This window comes from Variovorax sp. P4_B10 (genome assembly GCF_056402375.1).
This window is the reverse complement of record NZ_JBFUHN010000019.1, coordinates 67,439-85,802: the sequence shown is the minus strand read 5'-3', so window position 1 is coordinate 85,802 and position 18,364 is coordinate 67,439. Positions and strand designations below refer to the sequence as shown.

General features: G+C 67.3%; 16 protein-coding genes. 12 read left to right on the top strand and 4 right to left on the bottom strand.

Features of this window, described 5'->3' with window-relative positions:
* Positions 1 to 149: 149 nt before the first annotated feature.
* On the bottom strand, positions 150 to 782 hold the full coding sequence (locus tag AC1DXX_RS11810) for a YiiX family permuted papain-like enzyme (RefSeq protein WP_478134377.1): 633 nt from the start codon (positions 780 to 782) through the stop codon (positions 150 to 152).
* 1 nt (position 783) lies between these two features.
* Between AC1DXX_RS11810 and AC1DXX_RS11805 the strand changes: the two genes are divergently transcribed.
* Positions 784 to 1,410, top strand: a complete 627-nt coding sequence (locus AC1DXX_RS11805; protein ID WP_478134376.1) for a putative glycolipid-binding domain-containing protein — start codon at positions 784 to 786, stop codon at positions 1,408 to 1,410.
* 9 nt (positions 1,411 to 1,419) lie between these two features.
* Here AC1DXX_RS11805 and AC1DXX_RS11800 read toward each other — a convergent pair whose 3' ends face one another.
* Together AC1DXX_RS11800 and AC1DXX_RS11795 are read right to left on the bottom strand one after the other, a co-directional pair.
* Complete coding sequence (locus tag AC1DXX_RS11800) at positions 1,420 to 2,418, bottom strand: Bug family tripartite tricarboxylate transporter substrate binding protein (RefSeq protein ID WP_478134375.1); 999 nt, start codon at positions 2,416 to 2,418, stop codon at positions 1,420 to 1,422.
* Positions 2,415 to 3,335, bottom strand: a complete 921-nt coding sequence (locus AC1DXX_RS11795; RefSeq protein ID WP_478134374.1) for a LysR substrate-binding domain-containing protein — start codon at positions 3,333 to 3,335, stop codon at positions 2,415 to 2,417. The genes AC1DXX_RS11800 and AC1DXX_RS11795 overlap by 4 nt, the downstream gene beginning before the upstream one ends.
* Before the next feature lie 120 nt (positions 3,336 to 3,455).
* Here AC1DXX_RS11795 and AC1DXX_RS11790 point away from each other — a divergent pair, with 120 nt between their 5' ends.
* Genes AC1DXX_RS11790 through AC1DXX_RS11780 form a run of 3 tightly spaced genes read left to right on the top strand, consistent with a single transcriptional unit; the run spans position 3,456 to position 8,556 of the window.
* Positions 3,456 to 6,206, top strand: a complete 2,751-nt coding sequence (locus tag AC1DXX_RS11790) for a tannase/feruloyl esterase family alpha/beta hydrolase (protein ID WP_478134373.1) — start codon at positions 3,456 to 3,458, stop codon at positions 6,204 to 6,206.
* Positions 6,203 to 7,549: an alpha/beta hydrolase family protein gene (locus AC1DXX_RS11785; protein WP_478134372.1), complete on the top strand. Its 1,347-nt coding sequence runs from the start codon at positions 6,203 to 6,205 to the stop codon at positions 7,547 to 7,549. The genes AC1DXX_RS11790 and AC1DXX_RS11785 overlap by 4 nt, the downstream gene beginning before the upstream one ends.
* Positions 7,550 to 7,581: 32 nt before the next feature.
* A complete protein-coding gene (locus tag AC1DXX_RS11780) occupies positions 7,582 to 8,556 on the top strand; it encodes a tripartite tricarboxylate transporter substrate-binding protein (RefSeq protein ID WP_478134371.1) in 975 nt (324 codons plus the stop codon).
* 239 nt (positions 8,557 to 8,795) lie between these two features.
* On the opposite strand, the gene AC1DXX_RS11775 is transcribed toward AC1DXX_RS11780, so the two are convergent.
* Complete coding sequence (locus AC1DXX_RS11775) at positions 8,796 to 9,599, bottom strand: IclR family transcriptional regulator (protein WP_478134370.1); 804 nt, start codon at positions 9,597 to 9,599, stop codon at positions 8,796 to 8,798.
* A gap of 161 nt (positions 9,600 to 9,760) precedes the next feature.
* On the opposite strand from AC1DXX_RS11775, the gene AC1DXX_RS11770 reads away from it, so the two are divergent.
* From AC1DXX_RS11770 to AC1DXX_RS11735, 8 genes are all read left to right on the top strand, one after another.
* The gene (locus AC1DXX_RS11770; protein WP_478134369.1) at positions 9,761 to 10,636 is read left to right on the top strand and encodes an amidohydrolase family protein; all 876 of its coding nucleotides are present in this window, start codon (positions 9,761 to 9,763) and stop codon (positions 10,634 to 10,636) included.
* Positions 10,637 to 10,643: 7 nt separating this feature from the next.
* On the top strand, positions 10,644 to 12,158 hold the full coding sequence (locus AC1DXX_RS11765) for a sugar ABC transporter ATP-binding protein (protein WP_478134368.1): 1,515 nt from the start codon (positions 10,644 to 10,646) through the stop codon (positions 12,156 to 12,158).
* Between the two features lie 16 nt (positions 12,159 to 12,174).
* Positions 12,175 to 13,200 (top strand): ABC transporter permease, encoded by a 1,026-nt coding sequence (locus AC1DXX_RS11760; protein ID WP_478134367.1) that lies wholly within the window; start codon positions 12,175 to 12,177, stop codon positions 13,198 to 13,200.
* A 34-nt stretch (positions 13,201 to 13,234) separates the two neighbouring features.
* Positions 13,235 to 14,185, top strand: coding sequence for a substrate-binding domain-containing protein (locus tag AC1DXX_RS11755; RefSeq protein ID WP_478134366.1), 951 nt, complete (start codon positions 13,235 to 13,237; stop codon positions 14,183 to 14,185).
* Positions 14,186 to 14,207: 22 nt separating this feature from the next.
* Positions 14,208 to 15,488: an L-fuconate dehydratase gene (locus AC1DXX_RS11750; protein ID WP_478134365.1), complete on the top strand. Its 1,281-nt coding sequence runs from the start codon at positions 14,208 to 14,210 to the stop codon at positions 15,486 to 15,488.
* Positions 15,489 to 15,517: 29 nt separating this feature from the next.
* A complete protein-coding gene (locus AC1DXX_RS11745; protein ID WP_478134364.1) occupies positions 15,518 to 16,294 on the top strand; it encodes an SDR family oxidoreductase in 777 nt (258 codons plus the stop codon).
* 39 nt (positions 16,295 to 16,333) lie between these two features.
* Complete coding sequence (locus AC1DXX_RS11740) at positions 16,334 to 16,663, top strand: L-rhamnose mutarotase (RefSeq protein ID WP_478134363.1); 330 nt, start codon at positions 16,334 to 16,336, stop codon at positions 16,661 to 16,663.
* A 406-nt stretch (positions 16,664 to 17,069) separates the two neighbouring features.
* Positions 17,070 to 18,362: a hypothetical protein gene (locus AC1DXX_RS11735; RefSeq protein WP_478134362.1), complete on the top strand. Its 1,293-nt coding sequence runs from the start codon at positions 17,070 to 17,072 to the stop codon at positions 18,360 to 18,362.
* Positions 18,363 to 18,364 lie beyond the last annotated feature (2 nt).

Genomic DNA, 18,364 nt, shown 5'->3' with positions numbered 1-18,364 from the left:
CGATGGGGTGCCTTGCGCAGCGAAATAAAGGAGGAGGCCTGCGGCCCTAGGCCGCGCCGGGGGACATTCGCGGAGCAAGGTACCCCGTCGGCGTGATTGCGCCCTGAACATCAGCACCCGACGTGGCTCCCAAATACGTGGAGAGGCCATCAGCGGCTCTCGACGGTCACGAGCAGCGGCGAGTCGAACATCGCCACCGGCGAGATCACCGGCTCGTCCATCGGCACCTTGTCGCCGTAGCGCTCGCGCATCTTGGCGCGCACCGCGGGGTCGCCCAGGTTGAACTCGCGGATCTTCTGCAGCTCGCCAATGCGCACGCCCAACGCGCGCTGGTAGAGCTTCCACACGAGCTCGGAGCAGTAGATGCGCCCGTCCGACCATTCGAAGGTCAGGTCGTAGGGCCGGCCCGTGAAGTCCGAGGTGCGGGCGTGCAGGCGGGCCACGGCGCCGGGTGTCAGCAGCCTGTCGGCATCGCGCAGCCGCTTCACCACGTAGTGCCCGCCGTTGCCGCGCGCCGTCCATTGCGCGAGCGGCGTGTAGCGCACGGTCGAGACCGCCTCGAACACATAGGGCTTGCCGCCCTGCAGCAGCACGACGCCCATGTGGCTGTAGCGCGAGCCGGTGGCGCGCTGCACCGCCACGCTCTGGGCCGAGCGCGAAGTGTGGAAGACGATGTCGCCGTCCTTCAGCGCGGCCGCCGCGTGGCTGGCGCCGCTTGTCAGGACGGCGAGGAGCGCGGCCAGCGCCGTGAGCACCGTGAGCACCGTGGAAAAGGCTTTCATCATGCGGGGCATTTTGCGCGATGCCGCTTGCGCACCGCGGCGTGCCGGTGCCATCATCCGCGCCATGCAGACCGTTGCTTCCATTCTCTGGCGCAGGCTCGATGCACCGGGCCACGACGCCTGCCGGCTCGAGCGCAATGCCAGCGCCTGGCAGCTCGATGGCGCCGCCGTGTTCCGGCAGGAAAACGGCCGCATCGCCCAGCTGCACTACCGCGTGCGCTGCGACCTGCACTGGCATACCCAATGGGGCACGGTGCGCGGCTGGCTCGGCGATTCGGCCGTCGACCTGTCGATCGCGCGCGACGCGCACGGCCGCTGGAAGCTCAACGACGAGGCCGTGTCCGACCTGTCGCACTGCGTGGACCTCGACCTGGGCTTCACGCCCGCCACCAACCTGCTGCAACTGCGGCGGCTCCATCTTGCGAAAGGCGAGGGGGCCGATGCGCCGGCGGCCTGGGTCGACCTCGACGGCGGCGGCGTGCTGAGCGAGCTGATGCAGCGCTACGAGCGGCGCAGCGAGAGCGAATACGCCTATGAGGCGAAGCGCTTCGACTACGAGGGGGTGTTGAAGGTCACGGCGGACGGCTTCGTGCGCGACTATCCCCGCCTCTGGATCGCGGAAGGCTGATTCGAGCGATCAGTCGAATTGCGACCGGTCCCCTGCCACCAGCGCGCGGTTGCGACGCCGGTCGATGGCGATCTCGTGCGCGAAGTCCTCGATGCTCCCGCCGGCCGGGAGGTTGTACGCGCCGCGCAGCCGCGCGCGCACGGTGTCGCCGCGCAGCACGCGGTTGATTTCCGCATTCAGGCGCTGCACCACCGCCGCGGGCGTGCGTGCCGGAGCGAAGATACCGAAGAGCGAATCGCGGTTCGCCTTCTCGTAGCCCAGCTCCGTGAGCGTCGGCACCGTGGGCAGCGCCTCGATGCGTGCCGGCGCGCCCACCGCCAGCGCCTGGAAGCGCCCGCCCTCGATGTACTGCAGCTGCTGCGCCGCGACGTTGGTCGACAGCACCTCGAACTGCCCGCCGAGTGCATCGTTGAGCTGCGGGCCGCCGCCGGCATAGGGGATGTGCGTGATGTCGGTGCGGCTTTGCATGCGCACCTGCGCCAGCACCATGTGGCCGACGGTGGCCACGCCCGACGTGGCCCAGCGCACCGCGCCGGGTTGGCTGCGTGCGAGCGCGATCAGCTCGTCGAAGCTGCGGCCCGCAAAGGCCGGCGTGCCGGCCACCAGCACCGGCGTGCGCATCACGCTCGCCACCGGCGCGAAGGCGCGCAGCGGGTCGTAGGGAACGCGCGCGATCAACGGATGCAGCGTGATCGGGCTGATGGCGGAGAAGGCCAGCGTGCAGCCGTCGGGCGTGGCGCGCGCGAGCGCGTCCATGCCGATGCTGCCGCCCGCGCCGGCGCGGTTCTCGATCAGCACCGGCACGCCCAGCGATTGCGAGAGCGGCTCGGCCAGCACGCGGGCCATGCCGTCGCTCACGCCACCCGGCGGATAGACCACGATCAGGCGCACCGGGCGGTTCGGCCAGGGCGCCGTTGYGGCCCATGCCAGGCGCGGCACGGCGCATGCCGCGGCGAGCACCGTGCCGGCGCGGTGCAGGAGGTGGCGGCGTCGAAGCAGAAGGCTCATGACCCCGGGTTCTCGTGCGCCAGCCTGCGCAGCAGCGCGGCGAAGTACTGCGCGGGCAGGTTGTCTTCTTCCAGGCGCGACACCAGCGTGAGCGGTGCGTCGAGCTGGCCGCCGTCGGCGAGCCGGGCGTAGGCGATGGCATGCGCGTGCACGCCGGTCATCGAGGCCGGCACCACCGACAGGCCGACACCCGCGGCCACGAGGTTCAGGTTGGTCATCATGCGGTCCACCTCGGCCACCACGCGCGGGCGCAGGCCCTTGGCGTGGCACAGCGCCAGCAGTTCGGCATAGAGGCCGGGCGCGCCCGGACGGCGCACGAGGATGATGCCTTCCTCGCACAGCCGCGCGAGCGTCAGGGGGCGCGAGGCCTTGTTGCGCGCGAGGGCAAAGCGGTGATCGCTGGGCATGGCGACCAGCACCGGCTCGCGCAGCAGCGTCTCGAACAGCAGGTTCTCGGGCCGCGCCACCGGCACCCGCAGCAGGCCGCAATGCAGGCGGCCGGCGGCCAGCGCCTCGGTCAGCTCGGCCGCGTTGTTCTCGCGCAGTTGCAGCTCCACGCCCGGGTGCTCGCGGCGGAAGGCGCGCAGCGCCTCGGGCACGAAGCGGTGTGCCGCCGCCGAGCTGGTGAAGCCGACCGCGAGCGTGCCGGCCTGGCCGCTCGCCACGCGCGTCATGCGCTGCTTCATGGCTTCCATGTCCTGCAGCATGCGAAGGGCTTCGACCTGGAACAACCGGCCCGCATCGGTGAGCGCCACGCCGCGCGGATGGCGCCGGAACAGCAGCACGCCCAGCTCGCGCTCGAGCGCCTTGATCGCCAGGCTCAACGGCGGCTGCTGGATGCCCAGCTGCTCGGCGGCCCGCGTCATGTGGCCGGTCTCGGCGACGGCCACGAAGTAGCGAAGCGGTCTTATCTCCATACTTTTTTTATATAGCAAGTGCCTCTTTATTTTATTTGACCCAAGGTCACCCGTGCACCTATCGTCCGGCCGCCCATTCAAAAAAGCGGTCCACCGAGGCCGCATGCCGGAGACAAGTCCATGCGCACACAGCGCCCCCTCTCGATGATCGATGTCGCCCTTCGTGCCTGCCGTTCGTTCGCTCCCGCGATCGGCATTTCGCTGGTTCTGGCCGCCTGTGGCGGCGGTGGAGGAGGAGGGAGCGGCACCGGCGCCGGCTTCTTCCCGATCGTGTCGACCACCCCGCCATCGAGCGATGGCGGCGGCCCGCCCGACGCCGATCCGCCCGACAACCTGCCACCCCTGCCCGTGCAGCCGCTGGTGGCCTGCGCAGACCTTGCCGGCAAGAGCCTGCCCGCTTCGCTCATCAGCTTGCCCACGCAGGGTGCCACCGTCACCAGCGCCACGGCCGTGACCGGCGGCCAGCTGGGCGACTACTGCCGCGTGCGCGGCACCATCCAGCCGGTAGCCCCCGCTTCGCAGGCCATCAATTTCGCCGTCAACCTGCCCGAGAAGTGGAACCAGAAGACCATCCACTTCGGCGGCGGCGGCTTCGACGGCGTGCTGATCGACGGCACCGAGGTCATCCGCTTCGGCCCCGCCGGCAAGCCCGCGCCGCTCGCGCTCGGCTATGCGACCTACGGCGACGACTCGGGCCACCAGTCGAGCAGCATCACCGACGGGCGCTTTGCGGCCAACGACGAGCAGTTGGCCAACTACGGCGGCCAGTCGCTCAAGAAGACGCGCGACGTGGCGCAGGCGCTGGTGCTCGCGCGCTACGCTACCAAGCCCAAGCACGCCTACTTCCTCGGCACCTCGACCGGCGGGCGCGATGCGCTCAGCTACATCCAGCGCTGGCCGGAGGACTACGACGGCGTGATCGCCAACGAGCCCGCGCTCAACTACACCGGCACGCGCCTGTCGAACGTGGCCGTGGGCCGCGCGCTCTACAACAACGGCGGCGAGGGCTGGATGAACGTGGCCAAGACGCTGCTGGTGCAGAAGGCCGCGATGCAGGCCTGCGACAAACTCGACGGCGCGGCCGACAGCATCGTGAGCAACGTGGAAAGCTGCCGGCTGCTCAATGCGCAGATCCTGGCTTCGCTGCGCTGCAGCGGCGGTGCGGACACGGGCGACACCTGCCTGTCGGACGCACAGATCGCCACGGTGCGCACCATCGAATCGCCGCTGGACTTCGCGACCTACTCGCTCGCCAACGGCGTGAAGCGCGCGGGCGGCTACAACATCCTCGAAGGTGCGCTCGTGGCGGGGCCCTACACCACGCGCGACCTCGGCACGCGCAAGGTGCCGGCCAACCCGGCCACATCGGCCGACGCCAACATGTACGTCACCGGCGACCAGTGGGTGAAGTATTTCGTCACGCGCATCGCGGACTTCGACACGCTGACCTTCGATCCGCTGGCCCCCGCCGGCTATGCCGCGCGGGTGACCGAGGTGTCGAATCTCACCGACGCGACCAACCCGAACCTCGCGCCGTTCTTCGCGCACGGCGGCCGGCTCATCATGCTGCACGGCCTGGCCGACGAGGTGATCAGCCCCAACTCGACCATCGACTACTACAGGCAGCTCATCGCCACCGTGGGCCAGTCGGCGGTGGACCAGAGCGTGCGCTTCTACACCGTGCCCGGCATGGGCCACGGCACCGGCAGCTTCATTCCCAACTGGGATTCGCTGGCGGCGCTCGAAGGCTGGGTCGAGGGCGGCCTCGCGCCCGCCACCGGCGTGGCGGTGGACGCGGTGGCCGGCACCTACGGCCGCACGCGCCCGCTGTGCCAGTTTCCGTCCTGGCCCAAGTACCGCGGCAGCGGCAGCCTCGATGCGGCCGTCAACTACAGCTGCGTGACCGAGGTCGGCGACCCGCTGGCCTGCCCGAACCTGCCGGCCGCTGTCACGAGCTACCGGGGCGGCAACAGCTTCGGCGAGGAACTCCGCGTGCAGATAGCTCCCGCCGCCATGACCTACACCGTGACCATCGATGCCAGCCTGCAGCGCACGGCCGGTACGCAGCGCACCGGCTCGCTGGTGGCGCAGGGCAACTGCAGCTATGCGAGCGCGGAGAGCGGGGCGGTCTTCAGCTTCGCGCCGGGCGGCGTGCTGCTGGGCGGTGTGAACGCACCGAGTGGCGGCGGCTTCGCGCCCTTGCTGGCCTTCCAGAACACCTTCGACAACTCGGCGACGCCCACGGTGTTCAACCCGGTGGCGAACATCTTCAATGCGGTGGGCGTGCAGCAGGGCACGGGCGGCACGGCGGCGCATGCGTCGTCGGTGCGGCTGCGCAATGCGGGCACCTTCCAGTACTGCCGCGATCCGGTCACAGGCAGCTTCATGACCTACGACGCCGCATGCACCCAGACCGAGAAGGGCTACATCACCTACAACGCGACCCGCGGCGCCTTCGACCTGCGCACCACCTTGCCGACGGGCGGCGCCGTCACCACCGGCGGCACGCTCACCGGTTCGATGGTGATCGGGCTGGTCAACGGCACGGCCGTGCCGCTGCACCTGGTGCGCGAGTCGGCGGCCAATGCGGGCCTGCGGATGTTCGGACCGCAGCAGAGCCTGGTGTCGGGCGCGGCCGATGGGAGCTACGCTGTGGCCAGCGTGAAGGGCGAGAGCCGCGAGGCCACGGTGGCGGGCAGCAGCTTCAATCTCGGCGGTGCGGCCGCGGCCCTGAGCTACGACACACCGGTGCTCGGCGTGGCGCAGGCCGATGCGGGCCGGCCGGGCAATTTCATCTTCAACAGCGGCGTCCTCGGTTTCATTTCCACGGCAGGAGCGAACGCGGCGCTGGAACTCGGAGTACGCCATTGAAAAAACAACTGTCCAGTCTGGCTGCATTCGCAATGCTCGGCATGGCGCCGCTGCTGTCCGCGCATGCGGCGCCCGCAGCGCCGAAGGCCACGGCCTGTCCGTCACCCGTGCCCGAGGCCGCGCGCTGCTACACCGGTGAGGACGGCACAGGCGCGCTCTACTGGATCGCCATCCCGAAGGACTGGAACCGCGTGCTCGTGATGCACGCCCACGGCGGCCCCGAGACCGGGCCGCCCAAGCTGGCGCGCAGCGAGGAAGACCTGAAGCGCTGGGCCGTCACCGTGAAGGCCGGCTACGCCTGGGCCGGCTCCACCTACCGGCGCGGCGGCTACGGCGTGACGATGGCGGCCGAAGACACGGAGCGCCTGCGCCAGATCTTCGTGCGCCACTTCGGCCAGCCGCGCCGCACGCTGCTGCACGGGCAGAGCTACGGTGCGGGCGTGGCGGCGAAGGCGGCGGAGCTGCATGCGCCGGTAGGTGAAACGAAAAGCCCGTACGACGGCCTGCTGCTCACGAGCGGCGTGCTCGGCGGCGGCAACAGCGCCTACGACTTCCGGCTCGACCTGCGCGTGGTCTACCAGTACGTCTGCCGCAACCATCCGCGGCCCGACGAACCGCAGTACCCGCTGTGGATGGGCCTGCCGATGGATTCGAAACTCACGCGCGCGGAACTCGCCGAGCGCGTGAAGGCGTGCACCGGCGTCGGCATGCCGGCGGCACAGCGCACGCCCGAACAGGCGGCGCGGCTCAAGACCATCCTGTCGGTCGTGAAGATCCAGGAGCGTTCGCTGCTCGGCCACCTGAACTGGGCGACCTGGCTGTTCCAGGACCTGGTGCAGAAGCGCCTGGGCGGCCGCAACCCCTTCGGCAACATCGGCGTGGCCTACCAGGGCTCGGCCGACGATGCGGCGCTCAATGCCGGCGTGCTGCGCTATGCGGCCGATCCGCAGGCCAAGGGCGCACTGGCCACGGACAGCCAGCCCACCGGCCGCACGTCATTGCCCACGGTGGGGCTGCATGCCATCGACGACCCGACCGCGTTCGTCGAGCTGGAAGATTCGTACCGGCGCATCCGCGACGCCGCCGGCACCGGCGGCAACCTGGTGCAGAGCTTCAGTGCCGAGCGCGAGCACAGCTACCTGAGCGATTCGGAATACCCCGCGCTCTTCGCCGCGCTGCTCGACTGGATCGACAAGGGCGAGAAGCCCACGCCCCAGAGCCTTGCGCAACGCTGCGCGTCGCTGGCGCCGCGCTACGACACCGACGGCAAGAACGGCTGCCACATCAAGCCCGAGTGGCAACCACCCACGCTCGAGAGCCGCGTGCCTTCACGCACCCCCTGATTCCTTCTTTTTCCAACCTTGACGGAGATCTCATGAAAAAATTGTTCGCCCTTGCGGCGATGGCCGTGGCCGTTGGTGCGCATGCGCAGGACTTTCCCGCCGGCAAGCCCGTGACCATCGTCGTACCTTTTGCCGCGGGCGGCCCGACCGATCGCGTGGCGCGCGACCTGGCCGAAGCGCTGCGCAAGCCGCTGGGCGGCGCGAGCGTGATCATCGACAACGTGCCCGGCGCGGGCAGTTCCATCGGCGCGGCCAAGGTGGCGCGTGCCAACCCCGACGGCTATACGCTGCTGCTGAACCACATCGCGATGGCGACCGTGCCGACGCTGGTGCGCAATGTGCCGTTCAAGGTCGAGACCGATTTCGAGTACCTCGGCATCGTCAACGACGTGCCGATGACGTTGATCGCCAAGCCCAGCCTGCCGGCCAACAACTACAGCGAACTCACGGGCTGGATCGCGGCCAACAAGGGCCGGATCAACATCGGCAACGCGGGCATCGGCTCGGCCTCGCACCTGTGCGGCCTGCTCTACCAGAGCGCGACGAAGACCGAGATGACGCCCGTGCCCTACAAGGGCACGGCGCCGGCCATCACCGACCTCATCGGCGGCCAGATCGACCTGCTGTGCGACCAGACCACCAACACCTCGCCGCAGATCGAGGCGAAGAAGGTCAAGGCCTATGCGGTGACCACGCCCAGGCGACTCACGATGCCGCTGCTGAAGGACCTGCCCACGCTGGACGAAGCGGGGCTGAAGAACTTCCAGGTGACGATCTGGCACGGCCTGTATGCCCCCAAGGGCACGCCGGCGCCGGTGCTGAAGAAACTCGGCGATGCGCTGAAGACCGCGCTGAAAGATCCCGACTTCATCAAGCGCGAAGAAGCGCTCGGTGCCGTGGTGGCCACCGACGGCCGCATCGAACCCGAGGGCCACAGGAAGTTCGTGGCGGCGGAAATCGCCAAGTGGAGTCCGATCATCAAGGCTGCGGGCGTCTACGCCGACTGAGCGGCGGTTGGGTGCTTTGAAGGCAGGACTGGGGTTCGGGGCGCGCTCACGCCGACGGGGTACCTTGCTCCGCGAATGTCCCCCGGCGCGGCCTAGGGCCGCAGGCCTCCTCCTTTATTTCGCTGCGCAAGGCACCCCATCGGCGTGATCGCTCAGCGCAGCGGTTGATCGGCCGGCACGAGAGCACGCGCCCCGAAAGAAACGAAACCGTCAACCAACCAACTTGCTGGTGCCGGCAGTCAGCCCGCCACCAGCGACAGATCACGCGCTGCCTGCAGCATCAGCTCGCGTGCGCGGTCCAGCGATGGAATCGCGTGGCGGTCGATGCGCCGGATGTACGGCGTGGTGAGCACCGCCAGCGCATGGCCGTGCGGCCCGAGGATCGGGCACGAGATGTCGATCACGCCGAAGTACTGCAGGCTCTCGCGCTGCCGGTAGCCCGTGGCGCGCACTGCTTCGAGCATGTGCTCGAGTTCGTCGGGCGGGATCTGCACCTCGCCGTCGAGCGCGACGTGCTCGGCCAGCATCTGCTTGCGCCGCGCGTCGGATTCGCAGGCCAGCAGCACCTGGCCCGAGCCGGTGTCGAGCAGATTCACGCGCGTGCCGGGGCGCACCGTCATGCTGCTGGCGGCCGGGCTGTTGACCTGTGCCACGATCTGCACATTGCCGCGGTCGTACACGCCGAGGTGGCAGGCCTGCTCGGCCTCCTTGGCATAACGGTCCATCACCGGCAGCGCCTGCGTGACCAGCCGGTGGTTCGGCGGGTAGCGGTGCGCGAGGTCGAACATCTTCAGGCTCAGGCTGTAGCGGTCGCCCGCCAGCGAACGCAGCACGTACCGCCGCGCCACCAGACGTTCGAGCATGCGATAGATCTCGCTCGGGCCGCGCTCCAGCGCCTTCACGATCTCGCCGCGCGTCAGGCCCTCGGGCTGGTCGGCCAGCAGTTCGAGGATGTCCAGGCCCTTGTCGAGGGCGGGTGCGCGGTAGCGGTCGGGATCGTCGGAAGGCTTGGCCGCGACTTCGGATTGAAGAGATTTGTTCACTGGTGAATTTCACCAGCAGCCTTTGCTTTTTGCAAGTTTCGTTCTACGGGTAAGCCCCGACGGATCGCGCTTGACGCTGAAAGTTCGTATGTAAATACTCTGTTCGTATATGGACTAGAGAGGCAAGGCGTTCGACGGCTCCAGGCTGCCCGCGACCAGACATGATCCAGCGCATCGACTCGCATCAGCACTTCTGGCGGCCCGCGCGCGGCGACTACACGTGGTTGCGCGCCGACGTGCCGGCACTGGCGCCGCTGGTGCGCGACTTCCTTCCTGAACACCTCGCGCCGACATTGCACGCCCACGGTGTGGAGCGGACCGTGCTGGTGCAGGCCGCCGAGTCGGAGGCCGAGACGGACTTCATGCTCGAACTCGCCGCGGCCCACGAGGTGATCGGCGGCGTGGTCGGCTGGGTCGACTTGAGTTCTTCCGATGCGGTGGCTTCGCTGGAGCGCATGGCGCGGCATCCGAAGTTCAAGGGCGTGCGGCCGATGCTGCAAGACCTGCCCGACGACGACTGGATCGCGCGCAGGCCGCATCCCGCTGCGGTGCAGGCACTGGTCCGGCTGGGCCTGCGCTTCGATGCGCTGGTGAAGCCGCGGCACCTCGGCCCGCTGCTGCATTTCCTGCGCGACTGGCCGCAGCTGCCGGTCGTGATCGACCATGCGGCCAAGCCGCCCGTGGATGCGCAGGCTGGCGAAGTCTTCGCGGCATGGCGAAGGCAGATGGCGGAGGTCGCCGCATTGCCGCAGGTCTGCTGCAAGTTCTCGGGCCTCTGGACCGAGTCGCCGCCCGCGATGCATCGCGACGTCGATGCCCTTGTGCGGGCCGTGCGCCCGGTGTGGGAGCCATTGCTCGAAAGCTTCGGACCCGCCCGCCTCATGTGGGGCAGCGACTGGCCGGTGCTCACGCTGGCCGGTGACTACGCGGGCTGGATCGCGGTCAGCGAGGCCTGCATCGGCCGCCTGTCGGCCGGCGAGCGGGCGCAAATCTGGCGCGGCACCGCGCAGCGCTTCTACGACCTTCCGACCGGTTGAACATCGCATGCAGCAACCCATCGTCACCATCCGCGACCTCTGCAAATCCTTTGCCGGCGTGCGCGCGCTCGACAAGGCGCAGTTCGACCTGCTGCCCGGCGAGGTGCATGCGCTGATGGGCGAGAACGGCGCGGGCAAGTCCACGCTGATGAAGGTGCTTGCAGGCGTCTACAGCAAGGACTCCGGCGAGGTGACGCTCGACGGTCGTCCGGTGGACATTGCGAGCCCGCGCGCGGCCCAAGCCTTGGGCATCGGGATCATCCATCAGGAGCTGAACCTGATGAACCACCTGAGCGCGGCGCAGAACATCTTCATCGGCCGCGAGCCCCGCGGGCGCTTCGGCCTCTTCATCGACGAGGATGCGATGCGCGCCGAGGCCAAGCGCATCTTCGAGCGCATGCACCTGCGGCTCGACCCGCACACGCCCGTGGGCGAACTCACGGTCGCCAAGCAGCAGATGGTGGAGATCGCGAAGGCGCTTTCCTTCGAATCGCGCGTGCTCATCATGGACGAACCCACCGCCGCGCTGAACAACGAAGAGGTGGCCGACCTGTTCCGCATCATCGGCCAGCTCAGGTCGCAGGGCGTGGCCATCGTCTACATCTCGCACAAGATGGACGAACTCAAGCGCATCGCGGACCGCGTGACCGTGATGCGCGACGGCCAGTACATCGCCACCGTGTCGATGGCCGACACGCCGATGGACACGCTGATCGCCATGATGGTGGGGCGCCAGCTCACCGAGGTGGAGAACGATTTTCCCGACACCGCGGGCAACCAGATCGTGCTCGAGGCCCGCGGCATCACGCGCGGGTCGATGGTGCGCGATGCGAGCTTCGTGCTGCGCAAGGGCGAGATCCTGGGCTTTGCGGGGCTCATGGGCGCGGGCCGCACCGAGCTCGCGCGTGCGGTGTTCGGCGCCGATCCCATCGACGCGGGCGAGGTGCGCGTGCATGGCAAGCGGGTGTCGATCAAGTCGCCCGAAGATGCGGTGTCGCACGGCATCGGCTACCTCTCCGAAGACCGCAAGCACTTCGGCCTTGCGACCGGCATGGACGTGGAAACCAACATCGCGCTGCCGAGCATGAAGAAGTTCCTGTCGATGGGCGTCTTCATCGACCAGGCCGCCATCGAGGCGGCCGGCGAGCGCTACGTGAAGCAGCTCAACATCAAGACGCCCTCGGTGCGCCAGCAGGTGCGGCTGCTCTCGGGCGGCAACCAGCAGAAGATCGTCATCGCCAAGTGGCTGCTGCGCGACTGCAGCGTGCTCTTCTTCGACGAGCCCACGCGCGGCATCGACGTGGGGGCCAAGGCCGAGATCTACCGCCTGCTGAATGCGCTGGCCGGGCAGGGCAAGGCCATCGTGATCATCTCCTCGGAGCTGCCCGAGATATTGCGCGTGAGCCACCGCGTGCTGGTGATGTGCGAGGGCCGCATCACCGGCGAACTGGCGGGGCGCGAAGCCTCGCAGGAAAAGATCATGCAGCTTGCCACCCGGCGCGAGACTGCTGCCGCCCCATGACGATCGGAGACACCTTTTGACGACCCCCACCGCCACCACCGCTGCCGCGCCCGGCTTCTCGCTGAAGGCACGGCTCTTTCGTCCCGCCACGCGGCAGAAGCTGCTGGCCTTTGCCAGCCTCATCGCGCTGATGGTGTTCTTCAGCTTCGCTTCGCCGCAGTTCCTGCAGACCGACAACCTCGTGAGCATCCTGCAGTCAACCGCGGTGAACGGCGTGCTGGCCATCGCCTGCACCTTCGTGATCATCACCGCGGGCATCGACCTCTCGGTGGGCACATTGATGACCTTCTGCGCCGTCATGGCCGGCGTGGTGCTCACCTACATGGGCATGCCGCTCGCGCTCGGCATCGCGGCCGCGATCTTCTTCGGCGCGCTGGCCGGCTTCGTCTCGGGCGTGCTGATCGCCAAGCTCAAGATCCCGCCCTTCATCGCCACGCTGGGCATGATGATGCTGCTCAAGGGGCTGTCGCTCGTGATCTCGGGCACCAAGCCGATCTACTTCAACGACACGCCGGACTTCCCGGCGATCTCGCAGGACTCGCTGATCGGCTATTTCATCCCCTCGCTGCCGATTCCGAATGCGGTGCTGATCCTGTTCCTGGTGGCGGTGGCCGCGAGCATCGTGCTCAACAAGACCATCCTCGGCCGCTACACCTTCGCGCTCGGCAGCAACGAGGAGGCCGTGCGCCTGTCGGGCGTGAACACCGACTTCTGGAAGGTCGTGGTCTACACGGTGAGCGGCGGCATCTGCGGCATCGCGGGTTTGCTGATCGCCTCGCGCCTCAACTCCGCGCAGCCTGCGCTGGGGCAGGGCTACGAGCTCGATGCGATCGCTGCGGTGGTCATCGGCGGCACCTCGCTCAGCGGCGGCACCGGCACCATCGTGGGCACGATCATCGGCGCCTTCATCATGAGCGTGCTGACCAATGGCCTGCGCATTCTCTCGGTCGCGCAGGAATGGCAGACGGTGGTTACGGGCGTGATCATCATCCTCGCCGTGTACGCCGACATCCTGCGCCGCCGCAGCGGCAGCAGGCATTGACCGACCCCATTTCTACAACCACAGGAGACATTGCATGATCCAGAGAAGAGCAGTCACGACCACGCTGGGCGCGGCCCTCATTTGCTTGTCGGGGTTCGCACAGGCGCAAACGCAGGAGATCTACATCCCGCTCGTGTCCAAGGGCTTCCAGCACCAGTTCTGGCAGGCCGTGAAATCGGGCGCCGAGCAGGCTGCGAAGGACCTGAAGGTGAAGGTCACCTTCGAAGGCCCCGAGACCGAGGCGATGGTCGACAAGCAGATCGATATGCTCTCCGCCGCGCTCGCGAAGAAGCCGCAGGCCATCGGCTTTGCCGCGCTCGACAGCCAGGCTGCCATTCCGCTTTTGAAGAAGGCACAGGCCGCGAAGATTCCCGTGGTGGCCTTCGACTCGGGTGTGGACAGCGACATTCCCGTGACCACCACCACGACCGACAACAAGGCCGCCGCGGCGCTCGCGGCCGACAAGATGGCCGAGATGATCGGCAAGTCGGGCGAAGTGGCGCTGGTGGTGCACGACCAGACCAGCCGCACCGGCGTGGACCGGCGCGACGGCTTCGTCAACCGCATCAAGTCGACCTACCCCAACATCAAGATCGTGAGCGTGCAGTACGGCGGCGGCGACCAGCTGAAGTCCACCGAGATCACCAAGTCGATCCTGCAGGCCTCGCCGAACCTCAAGGGCATCTTCGGCGCCAACGAGGGCTCCGCCATCGGCGTGGTCAACGGCGTGAAGGAGATGAAGCGCAACGGCAAGGTCGTGATCATCGGCTACGACTCCGGCAAGCAGCAGAAGAACGCCATCATGGACGGCAGCATGGCCGGCGCCATCACGCAGAACCCGGTGGGCATGGGCTACAAGACCGTCGAGATGGCGGTGAAGGCGATCAAGGGCGAGAAGCTGCCCAAGGTGGTCGACACGGGCTTCTTCTGGTACGACAAGACGAACATCGCAGACCCGAAGATCGCTGCGGTTCTGTACGACTGATTCTTTCGACGAAGACTTGTTCATGACCATCGTCCGATCCATGCGCGTCCTGGACGTGCGCTTTCCCACCTCTCAGCAGCTCGACGGCTCCGACGCGATGAACCCCGACCCGGATTACTCCGCGGCGTATGTCGTGCTGGAGACCGACCAACCGGGGCTCGAAGGCCATGGCCTGACCTTCACCATCGGCCGCGGCAACGAGATCTGCTGCGCGGCCATCGAGGCGATGCGCCACCTGGTCGTCGGGCTCGACCTGCAGTGGGTGGCCGAGGACATGGGCCGCTTCTGGCGGCACGTCACCTCCGACAGCCAACTGCGATGGATCGGTCCCGACAAAGGGGCCATTCACCTCGCCACCGGTGCGGTGGTCAATGCGATGTGGGACCTGTGGGCCAAGTCCGAAGGCAAGCCGGTGTGGCAGCTGGTGGCGGACATGAGCCCCGAGGCGCTGGTGCGCTGCATCGACTTTCGCTACATCACCGACTGCATCACGCCCGAGGAGGCGCTCGCGTTGCTGCGCGATGCGGCCGTCGGCAAGGCCGAGCGTGTGGCCACGCTGCAGGCCGAGGGCTACCCCTGCTACACCACGTCGGCCGGCTGGCTCGGCTACTCCGACGAGAAGCTGCGGCGGCTCGCGCAAGAGGCGGTCGATGCGGGCTTCGATCACATCAAGCTCAAGGTCGGCCGCGACCTGCAGGACGACATCCGGCGCCTGAGGGTGGCGCGCGAAGTGCTTGGCCCCGATCGCCACCTGATGATCGACGCCAACCAGGTCTGGGAGGTCGACCAAGCCATCGACTGGGTGCGGCAACTGGCATTTGCGAAGCCATGGTTCATCGAGGAGCCAACGAGTCCCGACGACGTGGAGGGCCATCGCAAGATCCGCGAAAGCATCGCACCGGTGGTGAAGGTGGCCACGGGCGAGATGTGCCAGAACCGCATCATGTTCAAGCAGTTCATCATGCGCGGCGCCATCGACGTGGTGCAGATCGACGCGTGCCGGCTCGGCGGCGTCAACGAGATCCTGGCGGTGATGCTGATGGCCGCGAAGTACAAGCTGCCCGTGTGCCCGCACGCCGGCGGCGTGGGCCTGTGCGAGTACGTGCAGCACCTGTCGATGATCGACTACCTGTGCATCTCGGGGACGCGCGAGGGCAGGGTGATCGAGTATGTGGACCACCTGCATGAGCATTTCGTCGAGCCCTGCGTGATCCGCGATGCAGCATACATGCCACCGACGGCAGCGGGCTTCTCGATCACGATGAAGCCCGAGTCGCTCGCGCGTTATCGGTTTCGCGGGTAGATGGAAGAAATGAAAGGCATCGCGCAGTCATGGATCTGAATCTGAAAGACAAGGTGGTGATCGTCACCGGCGGCGGCAGCGGCATCGGCGCGGCCATCTCGCTCACGCTCGCGCGTGAGGGTGCGGTGCCGGTGATCTGCGGCAAGAATCCGCTCGAGGCGTCGTTCGAGGAAGAGCTGCGTGGGCTGCAGCCGCGGGCGCGATTTCTCCAGTTCGAACTGATGGAGGAAGCAGCCTGTGCCAAGGCGATCGAGAGCACCGTTGCGGAGTTCGGGCGCATCGACGGTCTGGTCAACAACGCGGGCGTGAACGACAGCGTGGGGCTGGAGGCGGGGCGCGAGGCCTTCGTCCGTTCGCTCGAACGCAACCTCGTCCACTGCTACGTGATGGCGCACTACTGCCTGCCTCACCTGAAGGCCAGCCGCGGCGCGATCGTGAACATCTCGTCGAAGACCGCGGTCACGGGGCAGGGCAATACCAGCGGCTATACCGCAGCCAAGGGCGGACAGCTTTCATTGACGCGCGAATGGGCCGCTGCGCTCGCGCAGGACGGCGTGCGCGTCAATGCGGTGATTCCGGCCGAAGTGATGACGCCGCTGTACCAGCGATGGATATCGGCGTTCGACGAGCCCGACCGAAAGCTGGCGGCCATCACCGACAAGATTCCGCTGGGGCGGCGCATGACCACGGCGCAGGAGATTGCGAACACCGTGGTGTTCCTGCTCTCCGAACAGGCATCGCACACGACGGGGCAGTGGGTGTTTGTGGATGGGGGGTATACGCATCTGGATCGGGCGTTGACTTGATCTCTCGGTTCATTTCATTGACTCCCGGATAGAACACCCATGCGCCACTGCCTTGCCCTCGATCTGAAAGAAGACCCAGCGCTCATCGCGGAGTACGAGGCGCATCACCGCAACATCTGGCCCGAGGTGCGCGCGCATCTGTACGCGCATGGCGTGACGGGCATGGAGATCTACCGGCTCGGGACGCGGATGGTGATGCTGATGGAGACGGACGACGCGCGGTATGACGCCGAGGCGATGGCGGCTGCGACGCGGGACGATCCGAAGATTCGGGCGTGGGAGGCGCTGATGTGGAAATTTCAGGCGCCTACGCCTTGGACGCCCGAAGGGGAGAAGTGGGTGACCATGACTCGGATATTCGAGTTGTAGGTGCTCGATCAGCACACCGGTCGCGGCCTGAGCGTTGTCTGCCCCAGTCGCCCGCAGTGACTTTTTTTGTCGGCCTCGACCTGAAAACTGGCCATAACTTGTCGCACGTCGAATCCGGAGCGACGCTCCGTGTTACTTACCGTGTCAATTCGCGTGTTCTTCCCTGGCAGGGACGTGGGCATGGATCGTGCACCTCGTGCCACGGCTGGCGAGTGGGTCTGTCGAGGGCCAGCGACATGCCGTTGGACATGAGTGCCGACAGCAAATCCCCGGCAAAGCGATCCAGGCGGCGGCTCACGACGGCCTTCAATGTGGAGGATGGACTCGAGCCGCCGGCAGATCCCCAGAAGCGAAGCACGCGCCGCGTGCGGCGGCTGGTTTTCTTTCAATCAAAAAAACGTTTTTCATGATCATGTTTCCCCGACGGTGCGTTTCTGCACTGATGCTTTCGGCGCTCCTGTCCAGTTGCGGTGGCGGAGGCGGAGGTACTCAAGGCAGTGGCTTTGCCGGTTTGATCGGCTTGGGCGGCAGCAGTGCTGGCCAAGGCGGTAGTGGCGTCAGCCAAGGTGGCGATAGCCAAAGTGGTGGCGGCACGGGTGCAGGCAACACAGGCAACACAGGCAACACAGGCAACGACGCTTCGCCCATCGCGGCGACCACGGCATTGGTGACCAAGCTCGGCAAGCCTGCCCGGGTGCTGGTCGGGCTCGGTTCGAGCAGCATCGATCAGATGAAAATCCAGGACATTCACCCGGACGTCGTGGACACCTACCTCGTGGGCGTCGGCGCAGGCGCCTGGCCCACCTGGAACAGCCCCGACGGGGCATACCTCACATACACCGCGCAGGCCATCCGGGCCTACGGCGCGATTCCCATGTACACGCTGTACCAGATGACGGCGAACGGCGAGGGCCAACTGAGCGGCATCAACGACGCGGCGTTCATGAACAAATATTGGGCGCAGGTCCGGCTCATGTACCAGCTCATTGCAAACCTCGATGGGCCCGTTCTGATCAATCTGGAGCCGGACTTCTGGGGCTTCGTTGCGTCGCAGGCGCCCAACCGCGATGCGACGCGGATGCCGGCCTCCGTGAACAACCAGCCCGAATGTGCAGGGTTGCCGAACACCGCCGCGGGCCTGGGCCAATGCCTGGTGCAGATGGGCCGACAGATCGCGCCCAAGGCGCTGGTGGGGTTCCCGCCTGCCTTCTGGAGCGGCACCCCCGCCGAGATCGGCGCGCAGATGCGGGCGGTCGGGGCCGATCGGGCCGATTTCATCGTTGCCCAGACCAGCGACCGCGATGCGGGCTGCAGGGAAGTCGCATCGCCTCCCGACGAATGCACGGGGCGAACCGGTCCGTTCTATTGGGACGCAAGCAACAAGACCAGCCCCAACTTCCACGAGTCCCAGAGCCAGATTTCGGACTATCGCGCCGCGCTGGGCAATGGCCTCCCGATCCTGTGGTGGCAGACGCCGATGGGCGTGCCGTCCGACACGCCCGGCGGCACCGACCAGCACTACCGCAACAACCATGTCGACTACATGCTGCGCAACACGCAGGAGTACGGCGACACCCACACGTTCGCGATCGTCTTCAGCCCGGGAGGGAGCCATCAGACCTCGATTGCCACCGATGGCGGCCAGTTTGCCCGCCTCTCGGGTCAGTACCTCGCACGAGGCGGCGCCGCTTTGAAGTAGCG